The organism is Actinomyces capricornis (assembly GCF_019974135.1).
Lineage (GTDB): Bacteria > Actinomycetota > Actinomycetes > Actinomycetales > Actinomycetaceae > Actinomyces > Actinomyces capricornis.
The window spans coordinates 94990-114323 of sequence record NZ_AP025017.1 but is presented as its reverse complement, the minus strand read 5'-3'; the positions used below and the strand labels follow the sequence as shown (position 1 = coordinate 114323).

The window sequence follows — 19334 nt, the reverse complement described above, 5'->3', positions numbered from 1 at the left end:
CGTGACACACTCCGCAGACCCCCACAGTGCAGGCCGTGCTCCTGCGCGCCCCACGGTCAGCCTGGAGCTCTTCCCTCCCCGGCCCGGGCGGGCCGCCCCGGCCACCTGGAGCCGCATCGACAGCCTCCTGGCCACCGCCCCCGATTTCGTCTCGGTGACCTACCGGCCCACCTTTGTCACCGACGCTGCCGGCCAGGGCGCGGTGGGGGTGCGCGTGGTCAACGAGCCCAACCCCGCCGAGCAGGTGGTCGAGCACGTCCTGGGCACCAGCACGGTGCCGCTCATGGCCCACCTGACCTGCATCGGCTACCGCCGCAGCGACGTCGTCGAGATCGTCACCCATTTCCTGGGCATGGGGGTGCGCCGCTTCCTGGCCCTGCGCGGGGACCCGCCCGCGGGCACCGCCCCCGACCAGGTGGCCGGCGAGCTGCCCCACGCCGATGACCTCGTGCGCGTCATCCGGGAGGTCGAGGCCGAGTACTTCGGCGACGGCCGGCGCCATGTCACCGTGGCCGTGGCCGCCTACCCGGTGACCACCGACCACGCCCAGGCCATCGAGGTCCTGGCCGCCAAGCAGGCCGCCGGGGCGGACCTGGCCATCACCCAGGTCTTCTACGACGCCGAGGACTACGCGGCCCTGTGCCGGGCGGCCTCCTACGCGGGCGTGACCATGCCGGTCCTGCCCGGCCTCATCCCCCTGACCGACCTGGGGCGCCTGACCCGCCTGGAGTCCCTCACCGGCGTGCCCGTCCCCTCCGGCCTGCGCGCCGCACTGTCCTCGGCCCGCGGCGCGGAGCTGGTGGGTCGGGGGCTGGACGCCACCCTGGGCCTGGCCACCGACCTGCTCGAGGCCGGCGCCCCGGGCCTGCACCTCTACACCTTCAACCGCACGCGCCCCGCCCTGGACATCATCAGCCATCTGCGGCTGGGCGGGATCCTGTCCGGCTCGGCCCCCGACCCGCGCGTGCGGGAGGCCATCGAGCGCGGCTACCTCCAGGCCACCCCCGGCAGGGGCCCGTCTTTTCTCAGGGGCGGCCACCGCCGGCCTCCCACCGGCGGCACCAGCCCGTCCGGTCACCACCACCACTAAGGAGATCACATGAGCACCACCCCATCCTCGTCGACCCCGGCCGCGCCTGGGATGGCTGCCGAGATGACCTCATCCGCCGCCCCAGCGCCCCTGCCCAGCGCCACGATCCTGGGCTACCCGCGCATCGGGCGGGACCGTGAGCTCAAGCGCGCCCTGGAGTCCTACTGGAAGGGGGCGATCGATGCCGGGCAGTTGGGCCAGGCCGCGGCCGGGGTCCGCGCCGCCACCCGCGCCCGCCTGGCCGAGCTGGGACTGACCCAGCCCTGCGCCATCCCCGCCGACTTCACCCTCTACGACCAGGTCCTCCAGGTCACCGCCACCCTGGGCGCGGCCCCCGCCCGCTTCCGCGACCTGCTGGGCGAGGACGGGTCCCTGGGCCTGGAGGGCTACTTCACCCTGGCCCGCGGCCAGGGCAGCCGCCCCGCCCTGGAGATGACCAAGTGGCTCGACTCCAACTACCACTACCTGGTGCCCGAGATCGACGCCGAGACGCCCATCGACTATGTGGACTCGACGATCGCGGATCAGGTCGCCGAGGCTGCCGCCCAGGACGCCCAGGTCCTGCGCCCCGTCGTCGTGGGCCCCGTCAGCTACCTGCTGCTGTCCAAGCCCTCCCAGGAGGCGGCCGAGGGCTTCCACCCCCTGGACCGCCTGGGCGATGTCCTCCACGCCTACGGCCACCTGCTCATGGACCTGCAGGCCTCGGGCGCCCCCTGGGTGCAGTTCGACGAGCCGGCCCTGGTGGCCGACTCCTGGGGCGTGGAGCCCAGCCGCATCCTGGCGGCGGTGCGCGAGGCCTACACCTGGCTGGGCGCCGTCGTCGAGCGCCCCCAGATCCTGGTGGCCGGCACCTATGGCGCGCTGGACGAGGCCCTGCCCGTCCTGGGCGCCACCCCCATCGAGGCGGTGGCCCTCGACCTGGTGGCCGGGCCGGTGCCCGCGGCCGAGGACCTGGCCGCCCTGGCGGGCAAGTCCGTGGTGGCCGGAGTGGTCTCGGGCCGCAACATCTGGCGCACCGACCTGGATCGGGCACTGACCGTCCTGGAGGAGCTGCGCGAGTCGCTGCCCGAGGGCACGCCCATCACCGTGGCCACCTCCACCTCCCTGCAGCACGTGCCCCACGACGTCGAGCGCGAGACCTCCATCGACCCCCAGATCCGCTCGTGGCTGGCCTTCGCCGACCAGAAGGTGGGGGAGGTCCTCACCCTGGCCCGGGGCCTGGCCCAGGGCCGCCAGGCCATCAGCGCCGAGCTGGCCCAGGACGCCGAGCTGCGCGCTCAGCGCGCCGCCCACCCCGGGGTCAACCGGGAGCAGGTGCGCGCCGCCGTGGAGGCCGTGACCCCCGCCGACCGCACCCGCGCCCCCTACGCCGAGCGCCACCGGGCCCAGGCCGAGCGCCTGGGGCTGCCCGAGCTGCCCACCACCACCATCGGCTCCTTCCCCCAGACCGCCGAGATCCGCAAGGCCCGGGCCGCCTGGCGCAGGGGGGAGATCGACGACGCCGCCTACGACGCCGCCATGCGCGCCGAGATCGCCGAGGTCGTGGCCCTCCAGGAGCGCATCGGCCTGGACGTGCTGGTCCACGGCGAGGCCGAGCGCAATGACATGGTCCAGTACTTCGCCGAGCTGCTCGACGGCTTCGTCACCACCGAGCACGGCTGGGTGCAGTCCTACGGCTCGCGCTGCACGCGGCCCTCCATCCTGTGGGGGGACGTGGCGCGCCCCGAGCCCATGACCGTGGCCTGGTCGGCCTACGCCCAGTCCCTGACCGACAAGCCCCTCAAGGGCATGCTCACCGGACCGGTGACGATCATGGCCTGGTCCTTCGTGCGCGACGACCTGCCGCGCGCCCAGGTCGCCGACCAGCTCGGCCTGGCCCTGCGCGAGGAGGTGGCCGACCTGGAGGCCGCCGGCATCGGCGTCATCCAGGTCGATGAGCCCGCCATCCGAGAGACCCTGCCCCTGCGCGCCGCCGATCGCCCCGAGTACCTGGAGTGGTCGGTGGGCTCCTTCCGCCTGGCCACCGGCGGGGCCGCCCCCGCCACCCAGGTCCACACCCACCTGTGCTACTCCGAGTTCGACGTCGTCATCGACGCTGTGGACCACCTGGATGCGGATGTGACCTCCATCGAGGCCTCGCGCTCGCGCATGGACATCCTTCCGGCGGTGGCCGCCCACGGCTTCGAGCGCCAGCTGGGCCCGGGGGTGTGGGACATCCACTCCCCGCGCGTGCCCAGCCTGGCCGAGTGCACCGAGCTGCTCCAGCGCGCCGTGGACGCCCTGGGGGCGCCCACAGTGTGGGTCAACCCCGACTGCGGCCTGAAGACCCGGGCCTACACCGAGACCGAGGAGAGCCTGGTCAACCTCGTGGGCGCCGCCCGCGCGGTGCGCGAGGGTCTGTGAGCCCTCTGGATCCCTGAGCGCCGGTTCTCGGCCCGGCTGCGCGCTGCGGCCACCTCATCGATCCCGGTCAGGTGGCCGCAGCGCCGTTCTCACGGCGCCCCCGGCGGGTAGACTGCGGCTCGCAGCACGGCGAGCATCGAAGGTGAAGGAGGCCCGCATGGTGAACGTCACCACTCTGACAGTCAAGGATATCGAGGAGCGCCGCGCCCGCATCCTCCAGACGGTGGAGTCCGAGGAGTTCAAGGAGCGCCAGGCCGAGGGGGCGCTCCTGGCGCGAGAGGAGCGCCTGCTGGAGGAGCTCGCCGATCTGGACTACCTCCAGTACGGCCATGTCAGCGCTCACTGAGCAGGCGGCGCAGTTCGCTGGGCAGGTGGAGGATCTGCTTCGCAGCACCGTCTGCGCCAGACCGTAGGCTACGTCCATGCTCACCCACATTGATCTGCGCCAGACCCACCTGGATGCCCAGGAGCTGGCCCGGGCCCTGCCCCGCGCCACCGTGGACGTCTCCCGGGCCCTGGAGGCGGTCCAGCCCGTCATCGACGACGTGCGCTCCCGGGGCGCCGCGGCCCTGCGCGATGCCGCCGAGCGTTTCGACGGCGTGCGCCCCGAGCACCTTCGCGTGCCCGCCGCGGCCATCGCCGAGGCGCTGGAGGGCCTGGACCCCCAGGTGCGCCAGGCCCTGGAGACCTCCATCGCCCACAACCGGGCGGGGCACCGCGCCCAGATGCCGGTGGAGCGCAGCACGCAGGTGGTGCCCGGCGGCACCATCACCCAGCGCTGGATCCCGGTGCGCCGCGTGGGCCTCTACGTCCCCGGGGGCCTGGCGGTCTACCCCAGCTCGGTGGTGATGAACGCCGTGGCCGCCCAGGTGGCGGGAGTCGAGCAGATCGCCCTGTCCAGCCCGCCCCAGGCCGAGCACGGGGGCCTGCCCCACCCCACGATCCTGGCGGCCTGCGCCCTGCTGGGCATCGAGGAGGTCTACGCCGTCGGCGGTGCCCAGGCCATCGCCATGCTCGCCTACGGCGCCAGCGCTCAGGACGAGACCGACCGGGCCGACAGCGGGGGAGCGGTCCTGTGCGAGCCGGTGGACGTCATCACCGGGCCGGGGAACATCTATGTGGCCGCCGCCAAGCGGGCCGTGCTGGGCACCGTGGGCATCGATGCCGAGGCCGGCCCCACCGAGATCGCCATCCTGGCCGACGACGGCGCCGACCCCGAGTACGTGGCCGCCGATCTGCTCTCCCAGGCCGAGCACGACCCGAACGCCGGCTCGGTTCTCATCACCGACTCGCCCCGCCTGGCGGCCAGGGTCGAGCAGGCCCTGGAGCGCCGCCTGGCGGCCACCAGGCACCGCCAGCGGGCCGCGACCGCGCTGAGCGGTCCCCAGTCCGGGGTGGTGCTCGTGCGCGATCTCGACCAGGGGGTGGAGGTCGCCGACGCCTACGCCGCCGAGCACCTGGAGATCCACACCGCCCAGGCGGGCGCCGTGGCCCGCCGCATCCGCAATGCCGGCGCCATCTTCGTGGGGCCCACCAGCCCGGTGCCCCTGGGGGACTACCTGGCCGGCTCCAACCACGTCCTGCCCACCGGGGGCACGGCGCGCTTCGCCTCGGGGCTGTCGGTGATGGCCTTCCTCAAGGCGGTCCAGCTCATCGACTACGACGCCGCGGCGCTGGCCTGCCTGGCCCAGTCCCTGCGGGCGCTGGCCCACTGCGAGGACCTGCCCGCGCACAGCGAGGCGGTCGAGGCCAGAGAGCAGCACTCCGGGGTTTGAGATCATCTCACCCCTCTGTGATTGTTCTCACTTTGGCCTCCCTTGCCTATGACATGGGTCCTCCCCGTGCACTACCCTGGGTTCTCCCCAGGTTGTGCACGGGGAGGACCCATCTGTGATGGGCAGTTGTGAGGGAGATGCAAGGGTTGCGTCTCCCTTTATGCGCTTTCATCCAAAGACTCTGTGAAATCCTTGTGGCCTAGCACAGTATCGGGGGCAGTTATCTGATCGTTATCTTGGATCGCGACGCACGGTGCGTCGCGTTCGATATCGAGTTCCCAATACCCCCCGGACGCGACGCACCGCAGCGCCGACCATGCCCTTGATCTTCCCAATGGACGGCTCATGCACTACTCCCCACTGGCCACTGGCGCCGGACTGTTCATCCTGTGGCACGCCATCCCCCGCGACTCGCCCACCGGCCTCATCGCCCGCGTCCTCATCGACGGCGCCGGCCTCGTCTTCCTGATGATCCTGGCCTGGGCGATCCTGGCCAACCTCTACGGGGCCGCGCGCTGGAGCCTGCCATGGCCCCGCCGCGCCGTCGGGCGCCACGGCTCTGCCAGCAACCTCCACCGGCTGCGATGAGCGGCGCGCTGCTCCAGGCCGCCAGCGGGTGGGCCTGTCAGAACACCATGCAGAGCGTCGTGGCGGCGCGGGCCGGGTCGGGCCGGGCCGCGCCGCCACTGACCGCCATCGACCAGCTCGGCTGGTGGGGGGCCCTGGCGATGATCGGCGTGGCGCTGCTCTACACCGCCTTCATGCTCGTCATCTCCCGTGGCGCACCCCGGCACCGGGGAGCGGTGGAGGACGGCTCGGAGCTGCTCATCGTCATCCTCATGCCCTGCCTCAACGAGGCCGAGGTCATCGGCGCCAGCGTGCAGCGACTGACCTCCATCCCCGATCCGGGGATGCGCATCATGGTCATCGACGACGGCTCGGACGATGGCACCGCCGCCGCGGTGGAGGCCATCGATGACCCTCGCGTGGAGGTCATGCGCCGGGTGCCGCCGCGCGCCCGCCTGGGCAAGGGCGAGGCCCTCAACGACGCCCTGGACCTGGTGCGCCGCAAGTGCGCCGGCTACCCCGACCGCCGTGTCGTCATCGGTGTCATGGACGCCGATGGGCGGCTCGACCCCCACGCCATCGCCGAGGCCCGCACCGCCTTCTCCTCCTCCCGGGTGGGGGCGGTCCAGATGGGGGTGCGCATCAACAACCGCTTCCACTCCCTGCTGGCGCGCATGCAGGACATGGAGTTCGTCATCTTCACCGAGGTCTTCCAGCGGGGACGGCGCCGCCTGGGCAGCGTGGGCATGGGCGGCAACGCCCAGTTCGTGCGGCTCAGCGCCCTCAACGCCCTGGGGCCGCGGCCCTGGACCCGCTCCCTGACCGAGGACTTCGACCTGGGCATCCGGCTCAATGCCACCGCCTGGACCAACGAGTTCTGGCCCCACGCCTCGGTCCACCAGCAGGGGGTCACCAGCCTGCGGCGCCTGCTGCGCCAGCGCACCCGCTGGTTCCAGGGCAACCTCCAGGCCATCACCCTGCTGCGGCGCGTGGTGCGCGATCACCGCGGGTGGGGCCGGGCCGACACCCTGTGGCAGATCCTGACCCCCTACATGCTCCTGGCCGGCTCCTTGCTGACCCTGTCCTTCCTCATCACCCTCCTCACCGCCCTGGTGGTCACCGTCCTGGGTTGGCGCCAGCCGTGGATCTGGGTCATCGGCGCCTACATCGTCGCCTTCGGGCCGGGCCTCATCTACGGCCTCATCTACTGGCGCATCGAGCGCTCCGAGGGCCTGGGGATGCTCAAGGCGCTGTGCTACGCCCACCTGTTCGTCCTCTACGGGCTGCTGCCCAGCCTCTACGGCTGGCGGGCACTGGCCAGGGCGGTCACGGGCCGCACCGGCTGGGCCAAGACCGCCCGTGAGGCGGAGCCCGCCCCGCAGCCCCAGGCCGCCCCGGACGCACCAGCACCACAGGAGACGCCGACGCTTCAGCAGACTGGGCCCGCCCAGGGAAGCGGTCCCTCGCCTATCGGGGCACCGCAGCCGGAGCCTGCACCGATCCAGCCGGTGCAGCGGCCCGTGCAACCGCTCGTGCAGCGGCCGGGCCAGGTGCCGGAGCGGCCGGCCGCGCGGGTGGCGCCATCAGCGCAGCCGGCAACGGCTGGGCCGGCGGCGCCATCGGGACAGGCCGCGCAGGCAGGGCCCGCAGAGGGCGGGCGGATCGCCTATCTCCGACCCGGTGCGGTGCGCGCCGTCGGGCCCCGGCCCGTGGCGAGTATCGAGGAGGAGATCGCATGAGCCACCTGAGAGAGGTTCTCAGGTGCGGTCCGCGGCACGGCCGCGGACCTGGCGGCACCACTCGTGCGCGGCGCATCACCCTGGTGGTCTGCGCCCTGGCCCTGGTGGTTGGCGTCACCGGATTCTGTCAAGTGAGGCAGTGGATGAATGACGAGGAATGCGCCCAGTGGAGCATCGTCTTCGACGGCTACGGGGAGGCGGGCTGCCAGGACGGGCTGCTGCGCCTGGCCCCCAATGCGGCCGGCTCGGCGGATAAGACCCATGCGGGCCTGGCCACCTCCACCACCGCCACGATCAGCCAGGGCGCCGTCCAGACGGTGAGCACCACCATGACCACGGTGCGCCAGCTGCGCCAGGACGGGGAGCCCAACACCTGGGAGGTGGCCTGGCTGCTGTGGAACTACACCGACAACGAGCACTTCTACGCCCTGGTCCTCAAGCCCAACGGGTGGGAGGTCTCCAAGCAGGACCCCGCCTACCCCGGCAACCAGCGCTTCCTGGCCTCGGGCGACGCCCCGGCCTACCCGCCCGGATCCAGCTACGAGGTCTCGGTGCGCGTGGACACCACCGGGGAGGAGGTCTCCTTCACCGTCACCGTCGATGGCCAGGAGCTGGCCACGGTCACCGACTCCGAGACCCCCTACCACTCCGGCGCCGTGGCCGCCTACTGCGAGGACGCCGAGGTCACCTTCACCCCCGTGGAGCAGCAGTGAGGCGGCCCCGACCCGGGTGCGCGGGCGCGCCCGGGGCCCACGCCGCCCCCGACCCGCCCGATCGGGCGAGGCCGACCCCCTGAACCGCAGTGCCCGGGCCCCAGCCGGCCGCGACAGTTCCCACCCACCCCGATCGTCCCTTGACAAGGAGCACTGATGAGACCAACCAACCCCGTGCAGGCCACCACCCCGCGCGGCCCCTTACGGATCATGCTGGTCTACGGCACCAGGCCCGAGGCCATCAAGCTCGCGCCCCTGGTCTCGGCGATGCGCCGCGACGAGCGCTTCACCCCGATCGTCGTGGTCACCGGCCAGCACCGCGAGATGCTCGACCAGGTCCACGAGTTCTTCGGGATCACCACCGATGAGGACCTGGACATCCACGCCCCCGGCCAGACCCTGACCCAGATCACCACCCGCTGCCTGGAGGGCGTGGGCGCCGTCCTGGACGTCCACCAGCCCGACGCCGTCGTCGTCCAGGGCGACACCACCTCGGCCTTCGCCGCGGCACTGGCCGCCTTCTACCACGAGGTGCCGGTCCTGCACGTCGAGGCGGGCCTGCGCACCGGGGACCTGTACTCGCCCTTCCCCGAGGAGGCCAACCGCCGGCTGGTCAGCCAGATCGCCGCCCTGCACCTGTGCCCCACGCAGGTCAGCCGGGACAACCTCCTGGAGGAGAACGTCGACCCCTCCCGGGTGCAGGTCACCGGCAACACGGTCATCGATGCGCTGCTGGAGGCCGTCCAGCACCCCGTCGAGCTCGACCCCGCGCTGGCCCGGGCCCTGGAGGACGACTCCCGCCGCGTCGTCCTGGTCACCGCCCACCGCCGCGAGTCCTGGGGCGAGCCCATGCGGGCCATCGGGCGGTCCGTGGCCAGGCTGGCGGCCGCCCACCCCGAGGTCATGTTCATCGTGCCGGCCCACCGCAACCCCCGGGTGCGCGAGGACCTGCTGCCCCAGATCGAGGCGGCGCCCAATGTGGTGTGGACCGACCCCCTGGAGTACGGCGCCTTCTGCACCGTGATGAACCGGGCCGACGTCGTGCTGACCGACTCCGGCGGCGTCCAGGAGGAGGCCCCCGCGCTGTCCAAGCCGGTCCTGGTCATGCGGGAGAACACCGAGCGTCCCGAGGCCGTGGCCTTCGGCGTGGCCGAGCTGGTGGGCACCGATGAGGAGCGCATCGTCACCCGCGTCTCCCAGCTGCTCACCGACACCGCGGCCTACGAGCAGATGGCCCACGCGGTCAACCCCTACGGGGACGGACGCGCCTGCGGCCGCATCCTGGCGGCCACGGCCGCCCTCTTCGGGCGCGGCGAGGCGCTGCCCGCCTTCGAGCCCATCTCCCCAGCGATCAAGGAGAACTCATGACGCACACCGCTGTCCACTCACCAGCCAGGCGTCGGGGGGCCGCTGCCCTCATGGCGCTGCTCCTGGGCACGACGATCACCGCCCTTGGCCCGGCCCAGGCCGCCCAGCCGGCCGGTTCTGCCGCCCCCGCGCAGACCCACGTGGCCACCGAGCACCCGGGCGCCGCCGCCCAGCCGGGCCAGCCCGGCCAGGACGGCCAGGCGCCCCTGCCGGCCCCGCCCGAGCCCGAGGCCGCCGCCCAGGGGGTCCTTCCCCTGGAGCTGGCCGGCGGGGAGCAGGTCAACCTCGATGCCCCCGTGCCCGCCGCCCAGGGCCAGCCCACCCTGCGCGACCTGACCGTCAACCCCCCGCAGGTGCCGGCCAACGCGGTGGAGTTCTCCACCCCGGAGGCGGGCCCCGCCGACACCCTCGTCCTGTTCGATACCACCGGCGAGTGGGCCCGGCTGGGGGAGTACTACGCCCTGGCCATGGGGACCCTGGCCAGCCACTCGGGCACCGTCACCGTCCTGCCGGTCAAGGACTACCAGCCGGGACTGGCCGGGAACTTCACCAACGTCGTCTACGTGGGATCCACCTACGATGAGCCCCTCCCGCGCGGCTTCATCGACGACGTGCTCACCGGCAACATCCCCGTGATGTGGTCGGGCTTCAACATCTGGCAGCTCAGCGCCACCGACGCCGACCGTGCCGCCTTCACCCAGCGATACGGCTGGGATGCGGCCACCTCCTACGTCGACTCCGAGGACCAGGTCACCCAGGTGACCTACAACGGCACCGGCCTCAAGCGCGACAAGCTCAACACCTCGGGGATCATCGCCCCCCACATCACCCGGCCCCAGGACGTCACCGTGCTGGGCCAGGCCCAGTGCTCCGGGGCCGACGGCGCTGCCAAGCAGTGCGCCCCCATCGCCCAGTCCGGCTCGACCTCCTTCCCCTGGGCGGTGGCCTCCTCGGGCCTGACCTTCGTCGGCGAGATCCCCCTGACCTACCTGGGCGAGCAGGACCGCTACATCGCCGCCGCCGACATCCTGCTCGACGTCCTCCAGCCCCACGCGGGCTCCTTCCGCCAGGCGGCGGTGCGCCTGGAGGACATCAGCCCCGAGAGCGACCCCGCCCAGCTCCAGGCGATCGTTGACTACCTCCACGGGGCGGGCGTGCCCTTCCAGATGGCGGTGGTGCCCATCTACTCCGACCCCACGGGCGTGGAGAACGAGGGGACCCCGCAGTACCTGACCCTGGCCGACAGCCCCGAGCTGGTCGCCGTGCTCAAGGACGCCACCACCAAGGGCGGCACCATTATCCAGCACGGCACCACCCACCAGTTCGGCTCCCTGAAGAACCCCTACAACGGGGTATCCACCGATGACTTCGAGTTCATCCGCTCCTGGTGCTCCCAGGTCAACGACAACCAGTCGCCCCCCATCGACTGCCAGCCCAACTCCTGGGTGCAGATCGGCGGGGCCCTGGAGGGCACCGACCAGGCCTGGGCGCGCGAGCGCGTGGAGCAGGGCAGGCAGATCTTCACCGAGGTCGGGCTGCCCGAGCCGACCGTCTTCGAGACGCCCCACTACTCGGCCACCCGTGAGGCCTACGCGGGCATGACCGAGGTCTACCCCGTGCGCTACGAGCGCGAGCTGCTCCACTCCGGCCTGTTCACCGGCACACCGGGCGGCCCGCACGACTACTACGGGCAGTTCTTCCCCTACGCGGTCAACGACCCCTACGGCACCCACGTCCTGCCCGAGAACCTGGGCAACTACGAGCCCGAGGCCGCCAACCAGCACCCGCCGCGCCTGGCCGCCGACGTCGTGGCCGCCGCCCGGGCCAACCTGGTGGGCACCCACGCCACGGCCAGCTTCTTCTTCCACCCCTACTACCCCTTGTCGGAGCTGCGCGCTATCGTCGAGGGCATCCAGGCCGAGGGCTACACCTTCGTGCCGGCCACCGAGCTGCGATGAAGCAGGGGAAGAAGATGAGCGGACCCACCCGGGAGCCCGCGGCCCCGCCGGCGCCCACCGAGGCCCCAGAGGCCGCCGACGCCGTCGGGACCAGCACCGCCGACACTGCCGAGCCCCCCGCCGCCGGGGCCCCGGAGGCCACTGCGCCGGCCGGGGCGCCGGAGGGCGCTCGCGGCTCGGGGCATGGCCCCGGCGGCGAGGCCGCGGCCTCCGCCCTGGAGGGCGCGGCCGCAGGTGCCAGCCGGCGCACCGCCCTGGCACTGCTGGGGGCGGGCGCGCTGGCCGCGCCCGCGGTGGCGGCCTGCGCCCAGCGCCCCAGCGGGCAGGTGGCCGGCCCCACCACGAGCCTGACGCTGCGCTTCTGCGATGCCCAGGGTGCCGCGATGTCCTTGGACGCGGTGCGCTCACTGCAGTCCAATGCGGTGGGGGAGCGCGGGTACGACGACGCGCTGCTGGACACCCAGACCCTGGAGCTCATCGTGCTGGGCCCGCTCTACCAGGCCGGGGACGGCAGCATCCGCGTCGACGTCCCCGTGGGCCGCGCCTGCACCCTCAACCTGTCCTGGCCCACCAGCCAGGGCTACTCGGCCCTCATGGCGGACCTGCCCGCTTCAGGGACGGTGGAGGTCCTGGAGACCGCGGCCCGCGGCCTCCATGAGCGCCAGGCGGAGCAGGCGGCCCTGGACCAGGCGGCGGCCGGGAAGGTGGCCACGGCCCGCCAGGCCACCGAGGCCGCGCTGGCGGCCTGCCAGGCCGCGGGCACGCCCGAGGAGCGCGGAAAGCAGGCCCACCGGGCCCTGGAGCTGGCGGCCACCGCCCAGCTGGACCTGGATCGGGCGCTCATCTCGGCCGCCCCGAAGGACAGCGTGCTGGGGGTGACCTTCACCCGTCCCCCCACGGCCCAGGAGATGCAGGGCCTGGCCCAGCGCCTGGGCGGCGCGGGGCGCTCCGCGGTGCGCATCGTCATCGACCATCCCGCCAGCCCGGGCGTGATGGACTCCTGGAAGAGCGCGATCGATACGCTGCGCGCCCAGGGGGTCCAGATCGTGGGGCAGATCTGCGACTCCTACCAGATGGCGGACTTCGATGAGACCTCCTGGGACGCGCGGGTGAGCACCCTGCTGACCGCCCTGCCCGATCTGGAGGCCTGGGAGGTCGGCAACGAGCTGGGTGGGAGTTGGCTGGGGCCCAATGCGCTGCAGCGGATGGTGCGGGCCGCCCGGGCGGTGCGCGAGCGCACCGATGCCACGACGGTGCTCACCCTCTACTACCAGCTGGGCCTGGACACCGCGGAGACCTCGGTGTTCAACATGGCGCGGCAGGTCAATGCCAGTGGCCTGGCGGGACTGCTCGACGTCGTCGGTCTGTCGGTCTACCCCCAGTGGCACCCCCTGGGCACAGCGGCCGACCGGGTGCTGACCACCCTGGCCACGGCCTTCCCCCAGGCCCGCGTGGGCGTGACCGAGCTGGGATACGGGGGCGCCAGGCTGGGAGGGCCGTGGTGGTTCGGTGACAAGGCCGACCAGACGGTGGGCCGCAGCGCGGTCATCGATCACGTCACCAGTGCCGCCCTGGGTCGCTCGGATGCGTGGGGGGCTCCCTTCTGGTGGTACTTCCTGGAGGACGAGGCCCCCGGCGATCCGATCGGGCCGGTTCAGCAGTCCCTGCCCGAGCTCGTCCAGTAGGGCGGCCCGGCCCAGTCCGGCCGGGTTCGGTCCGGCAAGGACTGCTGGACCGGGTGCGAGGCGAGGGGGCTGATGCGGCGACCACGGCGCCGGGGCGCTGTGGGACCTGCTCAGCCCGCCTCGCCGTCGCGCTCGCGGAAGACCTCGCGGGCGGCGAAGGTGGCGTTGAGCGCCTTGGGGAAGCCGCAGTAGACCGCGCAGTGGAGCAGGGCCTCGCAGATCTCCTCGCGGCTGATGCCGACGTTGAGCGCGGCGCCGATGTGGACCTTGAGCTGGGGCTCGCGGCCGACCAGTGTGTTCCAGGAGGGAACTCAGCGCTGGGCCAGGACCAGGGGGTGGACGGCCTCGGCCCCTGCCTGCCTGAGCAGAGCCGCGGCCACGGCCAGGGTCCAGCCCGAGTCGGTGGAGTCATCGACCAGGATCACGCGCGCACCGCGCAGGGCCTGCCGCCGGCCCGGCTCCCAATCCTCCAGGCTCAGCCCCCGGGCGACCTGGGCCAGGCGGGTGGCGGAGTTGACGTCGTGGCGGCCGGCCTCGCCCCGCACACCGATGATGCCCAGGGGCCGGCAGCCCAGGTGGCGGGCGACGGCGTGGCCCAGGTGGCGCACCAGCTGGGGGCGGGTGCGCGAGTCGATGACGACGACGGCGTCCAGGGCGATCTGCCCCGTGGCACCGTCCTGGTCTCCCGCGGCGCCTGCCCGGGCAGGCCCGCCCGAGGAGGTGCTCTCCTGCACTATGCCGTCCCGTGCTGCGACCTCCTGGGCGGCGATGCGGGCCAGGCGGTCGGCGACGTCGAGCACGGCCTGGCGCAGGGCCAGCGGTACCTGGCCATCGCTGCCGCCCTGGGCCGGAGCGGTCTGAGCGGCCTGCTCGATGGTGGGGCTCGGCGCGGGCTGGCCGTTCGATGGTGGCCCCGGTTCCAGGAGAGCGCGCAGGGCGGCGGAGATGCCCACCCCGTCGAGGCGGCCCACGGCCAGGCCCGTGGCGGCCCGATGCTCGGCCGGGATCCTGCCCGAGAGCTCGGGCAGGCCCAGCTGGGCCATGCCGGCCGGCCATTGGCGGCGCGCCACCAATTCAACTCCCGGGCGCTGAAGGCCGCGGCGGGTGGCCTCGACCTGCGCGGCCTCCGGCGCCTGGGGTAGGGACAGCCCGCCGCACAGGTCGCAGGCCCCGCAGCGCCAGCCGGCCTCCATCTCGGGGTCGTTGAGCACGGCCCGCAGGAAGGCCATCCGGCAGGCCTGCGGGGCAGCAGCGCCGGTCCCGGCCTCGCCGTCCTCCGGGTCGGGGCCGCCCAGGGCCTCGTAGGCCAGCATGGCGCGCTGCTCCTCGGCCCGCGCCGCGGCCAGGCGGTCGTAGCGCTGGGCGTCGTAGACCCAGGGCCGGCCGGTGGACTGCCAGCCCCCGCGCACCCGCTCCACCGCGCCGTCGACATCGAGGACCTTGAGCATGAGCTCCAGGCGCGAGCGCCGCAGGGAGGTGGTGGTCTCCAGCAGCGCCGTGGAGACGGGGCCGGCCTCCTGCTGGCGCCGCTCCTCCAGGGCCGCCAGCACCTCGTCGACCTCCTCCCGGCTGGGGAAGGCCTGGGAGCCGAGCCACTCCCAGATGGCACGGTCCTCGGCGCCGGGCAGCAGCACCACCTCGGCCCGGCTCACCGCGCGCCCGGCCCTCCCCACCTGCTGGTAGTAGCTCACCGGGGAGGAGGGCGCCCCCAGGTGCACGACGAAGCCCAGGTCCGGCTTGTCGAACCCCATGCCCAGGGCGGAGGTGGCCACGATGGCCTTGACCCGGTTGGCCTTGAGGTCGGCCTCCAGGCGCTCGCGCTCGGCCGGGTCGGTCCGCCCGGTGTAGGCGGCCACCTCCAGGCCCTGGGCGCGCAGGTGCTCACTGACCTCGCCCACCGCCGCGACGGTCAGGCAGTAGAGGATCCCCGAGCCCGCGACGGCCTGCAGGTAGGCGCTGAGCCAGGCCAGGCGGGCTGCGGCGTCGGGCAGCGTGAGGACGCCCAGGTGCAGGGAGTCGCGCTGGAGGCTGCCGCGCAGCACCAGGACCCCGCCGCGCGAGGGGTCCTCCGCGGCGCTGTCCTCCACCGCGCCGGTCGGTGCGCCCGGGGCGCCGGGCTGGGAGTGGAGCCCCAGCTGCTCGGCAACGTCGGCGGTCACCCGGTCATTGGCGGTGGCCGTGGTGGCCAGGACGGGGATGCCCTGGGGCAGTCCTGCCAGCAGGGTGCGGATCCGCCGGTAGTCGGGGCGGAAGTCATGCCCCCAGTCCGAGATGCAGTGGGCCTCGTCGATGACCACCAGGCCCGCCCCCGCCGCCAGGTGGGGCAGCACCTGGGTGCGGAAGTCGGGGTTGTTGAGCCGCTCGGGGGAGACCAGGAGCACATCGACCTCGCCGGCGCGCACCTGGGCCTCGATCCGCTCCCAGTCGGTGGTGTTGGCCGAGTTCATCGTCACCGCGTGGATGCCCGCCCGCTGGGCGGCGGCTACCTGATCGCGCATGAGGGCCAGCAGCGGGGAGATGATGACGGTGGCCCCCGCCGCCCCGGGCCCCGCGCCGGCACCTGCGCCCGCCCTGGAGCCGGGCTCAGGCGGGGGCAGGCCCGGCCTCCAGGCGCCCCAGCCCTCGCGCAGCAGGACCGTGGCCACGAAGTAGACCGCGGACTTGCCCCAGCCGGTGCGCTGGACCACCAGGGCCCGGCGGTGGCCGACGACGAGCGCCTCGATGGCCCGCCACTGGTCGGCGCGCAGGCGGGCCTCATCGTGCCCCACCAGGGCACGCAGGACCTCCTCGGCGCGCTCGCGCACGGGGCCGAGCCGGGACGGGGGCGGGGCGGGCTCGCTCATGGGGCCACCGTAACGGCAATGGAGACCGCGATGCCCGGCCCGGCGGCCTTGGAGGCGCTGGGCGCATAGTCTGGGGCCGTGGAGCCCCTCGTCATGGCCGTCGCCGCCCTGCTCGTCATTGCCGCCTGCCACCAGCTCGCGCCCAGGGTCGGGGTGGCCTCGCCCCTGATCCTGCTGTCCCTGGGCATCGGGATCGGCTTCCTGCCCTGGGTCGGGGCGATCAAGATCGACCCCGGGATCATCCTGGAGGCAGTGCTGCCGCCGCTGCTGTTCGGTGCGGCGGTATCCATGCCGGTGATGGACTTCCGCCGCGAGCTGCGCAGCGTCGCGGTCCTGGCCGGCGGCCTGGTCGTGCTCTCGGCACTGGTGCTGGGGGCGGTCATCCATGCTCTCGTGCCTGCCATCAGCCTGCCCTGGGCCATTGCCGTGGGGGCGGTGCTCAGCCCCACCGACGCCGTGGCGGTCTCCATCGCCCGGGGCTCGGGGGTCTCCCACCGCATCATCACCATCCTTGAGGGCGAGGGCCTGTTCAACGATGCCACCGCTCTGGTGCTGCTGGCCTCGGCGACCTCGGCGGCGCTGATGACCGACGCCCACGCCCTGAGCCCGGCTGGTCTGGCATGGGACCTGGTCGTGGCGCTGGTGGTGGCCCTGGCCGTGGGCTGGGCGGTGGGGGAACTGACCGTGCGCGTGCGCCGGCGCATCACCGACCCCGCCGCCGATACCGTGGTGTCCTTCACCGTGCCCTTCCTGGCCTCCCTGCCCGCGGGGCAGTTGGGGGGCTCGGGCCTGGTGGCCGCTGTCGTGGCCGGGCTGGTGGTGTCCTACCGGGGCCCCAGGCTGCTGGCGCCGGCCAGCAGGAGTGCCGCGGACAAGAACTGGCGCACCGTCGAGCTCATCCTGGAGGGGGCCGTCTTCCTGGTCATGGGCCTGCAGGCCTACGGCATCGTCCACGAGGTCCAGGCCCAGGGACTGGGGCTGGGCCCGGCCATCCGCATCGCCCTGCTGACCGGGGTGCTGACCGTGGCGCTGCGCGCCGGCTTCGTCGCTCCGCTCCTGGTGTGGCTGCGCTGGATCCGCAGCCACCGCCGGCGCCGCCTGGAGGCGGGTCAGGAGCGGGTCCGGCAGATCGAGAGCAGGCTGGCACTGGCCTGCCGGGTCGACGATGAGGTCCTGGCCTCGCGCAACCTCTCGCGCCAGGACTGGGAGCGGGCCCTGGCGCGCTGGCACCGGCGCCTGGAGAGCGGGCAGCGCCGCCAGCGCCGCGCCCGCAGCGACATGGCCTACTTCCTGGCCGCAACCCTGGGCCCGCGGGAGGGCGCCGTCATCGTGTGGGCGGGCATGCGCGGAGCGGTGACCCTGGCCGCCTCCCAGACCCTTCCCCTGAGCGCCCCCATGCGGCCCTTCCTGCTCTTCCTGGCCCTGCTGGTCGCAGGCGGATCACTCGTCATCCAGGGGCTGAGCCTGCCGCTGCTCATCCGCCTGGCGCGCCCCCAGATGTCCTCCGGCTCCCAGGACGCCGAGGAGCGCGAGCGCCTCATGGCGGTGCTGGGTGGGGCGGTCAAGGACACCGCCCTGGCCCAGTGCCTGTCCGAGGGGGCCCGGCCGGATGCACTGGCCGCCCGCGCCCTGTCCGCTGTGGGACCGGCCCTGTCCCACGGGCAGGAGGGCCTGGATCCCCGGTGGTCGGCCGCGGCAGGGGCCGATCGGCCCCAGGAGCCCGGGGGGCCGGCCGACGGCGCGGCGCGGGCCGGGTCCCCGGGGTCGGCGCCCCTGGGCGGGGGACCGGAGGATCGGCTGAGCGCCGAGCAGGTGCGCGACATGGGCATCGAGGCGATCCGCATCCAGCGCGAGGCCCTGCTCGATGCGCGCGACGAGGGGCTGTTCACCGCCGCCACCCTCCAGGGGGCCATGCAGCGCCTGGACGCCGAGGAGATCATGCTCTCCACCCGCGGCTGAGCCGGCGGGCCGGCAGATCAGGGGCCGCGCATACAATCGCATGGTGAGCACACTTCCCCTGCGCCCCGGCCTGGAGGGCTGCCAGCCCTACGGCGCCCCCGAGCTCGATGTGGCCGCCCGCCTCAACGTCAACGAGAACCCCTACCCCCCCTCACCGGAGGTCATCGAGTCCATCGCCTCGGCCGTGGCCGCCGCGGCCGCAGGCCTCAACCGCTACCCCGACCGCGACTTCCCGGCCCTGCGCAGCGCGCTGGCCGACTACCTGGCCCGCGAGTCGGGCGTCGCCCTGCCCCCCGAGCAGATCTGGGCGGCCAACGGCTCCAACGAGGTCATGCTCCACCTCCTCCAGGCCTTCGGGGGTCCCGGGCGCAGCGCCCTGTCCTTCACCCCCACCTACTCCATGTACCCCGAGTACGCGCGCGACACCCTCACGCAGTACACGACGATGCCGCGCCGGCAGGACTTCACCCTCGATGCCCCCCGCGCCGCCGAGCTCATCGAGCACCAGCGGCCCGCCGTCGTCATCATCACCAGCCCCAACAACCCCACCGGGACCGCCCTGGCCCAGCAGGACCTGGAGATCGTGCTGGCCGCCGCCCGCGGCAACGGCCCCCAGGACCTGCCCGGCCAGGAGAGCACCGACGCGGTCGTCGTCGTCGATGAGGCCTACGCCGAGTTCCGCCGCCCCGGGGTGCCCAGCGCCCTGGAGCTCCTGGCCGGCAACCCCCACCTGGCCGTGACCCGCACCATGTCCAAGGCCTTCGGCGCGGCGGGACTGCGCCTGGGCTACCTGGCGGGCTCGCGCGAACTGGTCGACGTCCTGCGGGTGGTGCGCCTGCCCTACCACCTCTCGGCCCTGACCCAGGCCGCCGCCCTGGCGGCCCTGTCCCACCACGAGGCGCTCATGGCCCAGGTCGCCTCCCTGCGCGCCGAGCGCGACGCCCTGGTGGACTGGTTGCGCGCCCAGGGCCTGACCGCTCACGACTCCGACGCCAACTTCGTGCTCTTCGGACCCTTCCCCGACCGCCAGGCCATCTGGCGCCGGCTCCTGGAGGAGGGCGTGCTCATCCGCGTCGTGGGCCCCGAGGGCTTCCTGCGGGTGAGCATCGGCACCCCGGAGGAGATGGAGGCCTTCCGCGCCTGCCTCAGCCGCGCCCTGTGAGCCTCATCCCTCCCGCAGTTGGGGCTCCGGGAGGCGGCGCGTCCCCCCAGGGGCGCCGGAGGCGGTAGTGTC

The 19334-nt window shown here is 73.5% G+C and carries 14 protein-coding genes; 12 read left to right on the top strand and 2 right to left on the bottom strand.

The window, feature by feature from the left end; genetic code table 11:
- Position 1 precedes the first annotated feature (1 nt).
- The 10 genes from MANAM107_RS00485 to MANAM107_RS00440 all read left to right on the top strand — a co-directional run bounded on the left by MANAM107_RS00485 (position 2) and on the right by MANAM107_RS00440 (position 13298).
- A complete protein-coding gene (locus tag MANAM107_RS00485; RefSeq protein WP_223909739.1) occupies positions 2 to 1090 on the top strand; it encodes a methylenetetrahydrofolate reductase in 1089 nt (362 codons plus the stop codon).
- Between the two features lie 9 nt (positions 1091 to 1099).
- Positions 1100 to 3493: a 5-methyltetrahydropteroyltriglutamate--homocysteine S-methyltransferase gene (gene metE / locus MANAM107_RS00480; protein WP_223909737.1), complete on the top strand. Its 2394-nt coding sequence runs from the start codon at positions 1100 to 1102 to the stop codon at positions 3491 to 3493.
- A gap of 157 nt (positions 3494 to 3650) precedes the next feature.
- The gene (locus MANAM107_RS00475; RefSeq protein ID WP_208478835.1) at positions 3651 to 3839 is read left to right on the top strand and encodes a hypothetical protein; all 189 of its coding nucleotides are present in this window, start codon (positions 3651 to 3653) and stop codon (positions 3837 to 3839) included.
- Between the two features lie 76 nt (positions 3840 to 3915).
- A complete protein-coding gene (gene hisD, locus MANAM107_RS00470; RefSeq protein ID WP_223909728.1) occupies positions 3916 to 5268 on the top strand; it encodes a histidinol dehydrogenase in 1353 nt (450 codons plus the stop codon).
- Positions 5269 to 5613: 345 nt separating this feature from the next.
- Positions 5614 to 5856 (top strand): hypothetical protein, encoded by a 243-nt coding sequence (locus MANAM107_RS00465; protein ID WP_179899764.1) that lies wholly within the window; start codon positions 5614 to 5616, stop codon positions 5854 to 5856.
- Positions 5857 to 5903: 47 nt separating this feature from the next.
- Entirely contained in the window at positions 5904 to 7574 is a 1671-nt protein-coding gene (locus MANAM107_RS00460; protein WP_223912632.1) for a glycosyltransferase family 2 protein, read from the top strand.
- Positions 7575 to 7717: 143 nt separating this feature from the next.
- Positions 7718 to 8287, top strand: coding sequence for a hypothetical protein (locus tag MANAM107_RS00455; protein WP_308443625.1), 570 nt, complete (start codon positions 7718 to 7720; stop codon positions 8285 to 8287).
- Positions 8288 to 8443: 156 nt separating this feature from the next.
- A complete protein-coding gene (gene wecB / locus MANAM107_RS00450; RefSeq protein WP_223909724.1) occupies positions 8444 to 9655 on the top strand; it encodes a non-hydrolyzing UDP-N-acetylglucosamine 2-epimerase in 1212 nt (403 codons plus the stop codon).
- Positions 9652 to 11613 (top strand): DUF2334 domain-containing protein, encoded by a 1962-nt coding sequence (locus MANAM107_RS00445; RefSeq protein WP_223909719.1) that lies wholly within the window; start codon positions 9652 to 9654, stop codon positions 11611 to 11613. Before wecB ends, MANAM107_RS00445 begins: the two co-directional genes overlap by 4 nt.
- Before the next feature lie 14 nt (positions 11614 to 11627).
- Positions 11628 to 13298, top strand: coding sequence for a glycoside hydrolase family protein (locus MANAM107_RS00440; protein WP_223909717.1), 1671 nt, complete (start codon positions 11628 to 11630; stop codon positions 13296 to 13298).
- Between the two features lie 110 nt (positions 13299 to 13408).
- Here the strand turns inward: MANAM107_RS00440 and MANAM107_RS00435 are convergent, their stop codons facing one another.
- Complete coding sequence (locus tag MANAM107_RS00435; RefSeq protein WP_263421937.1) at positions 13409 to 13534, bottom strand: carboxymuconolactone decarboxylase family protein; 126 nt, start codon at positions 13532 to 13534, stop codon at positions 13409 to 13411.
- A 75-nt stretch (positions 13535 to 13609) separates the two neighbouring features.
- A complete protein-coding gene (locus tag MANAM107_RS00430) occupies positions 13610 to 16141 on the bottom strand; it encodes a RecQ family ATP-dependent DNA helicase (RefSeq protein WP_223909715.1) in 2532 nt (843 codons plus the stop codon).
- A 78-nt stretch (positions 16142 to 16219) separates the two neighbouring features.
- Here MANAM107_RS00430 and MANAM107_RS00425 point away from each other — a divergent pair, with 78 nt between their 5' ends.
- On the top strand, positions 16220 to 18100 hold the full coding sequence (locus MANAM107_RS00425; RefSeq protein ID WP_223909713.1) for a cation:proton antiporter: 1881 nt from the start codon (positions 16220 to 16222) through the stop codon (positions 18098 to 18100).
- Positions 18101 to 18140: 40 nt separating this feature from the next.
- On the top strand, positions 18141 to 19262 hold the full coding sequence (locus tag MANAM107_RS00420) for a histidinol-phosphate transaminase (RefSeq protein ID WP_223909711.1): 1122 nt from the start codon (positions 18141 to 18143) through the stop codon (positions 19260 to 19262).
- Positions 19263 to 19334 lie beyond the last annotated feature (72 nt).

Bases quoted from the DNA above. Each gene is read 5' to 3' on its own strand.
- metE (WP_223909737.1), top strand. From the start codon at position 1,100: ATGAGCACCACCCCATCCTCGTCGACCCCGGCCGCGCCTGGGATGGCT.
- MANAM107_RS00475 (WP_208478835.1), top strand. From the start codon at position 3,651: ATGGTGAACGTCACCACTCTGACAGTCAAGGATATCGAGGAGCGCCGC.
- hisD (WP_223909728.1), top strand. From the start codon at position 3,916: ATGCTCACCCACATTGATCTGCGCCAGACCCACCTGGATGCCCAGGAG.
- MANAM107_RS00465 (WP_179899764.1), top strand. From the start codon at position 5,614: ATGCACTACTCCCCACTGGCCACTGGCGCCGGACTGTTCATCCTGTGG.
- MANAM107_RS00460 (WP_223912632.1), top strand. From the start codon at position 5,904: ATGCAGAGCGTCGTGGCGGCGCGGGCCGGGTCGGGCCGGGCCGCGCCG.
- MANAM107_RS00455 (WP_308443625.1), top strand. From the start codon at position 7,718: ATGAATGACGAGGAATGCGCCCAGTGGAGCATCGTCTTCGACGGCTAC.
- wecB (WP_223909724.1), top strand. From the start codon at position 8,444: ATGAGACCAACCAACCCCGTGCAGGCCACCACCCCGCGCGGCCCCTTA.
- MANAM107_RS00445 (WP_223909719.1), top strand. From the start codon at position 9,652: ATGACGCACACCGCTGTCCACTCACCAGCCAGGCGTCGGGGGGCCGCT.
- MANAM107_RS00440 (WP_223909717.1), top strand. From the start codon at position 11,628: ATGAGCGGACCCACCCGGGAGCCCGCGGCCCCGCCGGCGCCCACCGAG.
- MANAM107_RS00430 (WP_223909715.1), bottom strand. From the start codon at position 16,141: ATGAGCGAGCCCGCCCCGCCCCCGTCCCGGCTCGGCCCCGTGCGCGAG.
- MANAM107_RS00420 (WP_223909711.1), top strand. From the start codon at position 18,141: ATGGTGAGCACACTTCCCCTGCGCCCCGGCCTGGAGGGCTGCCAGCCC.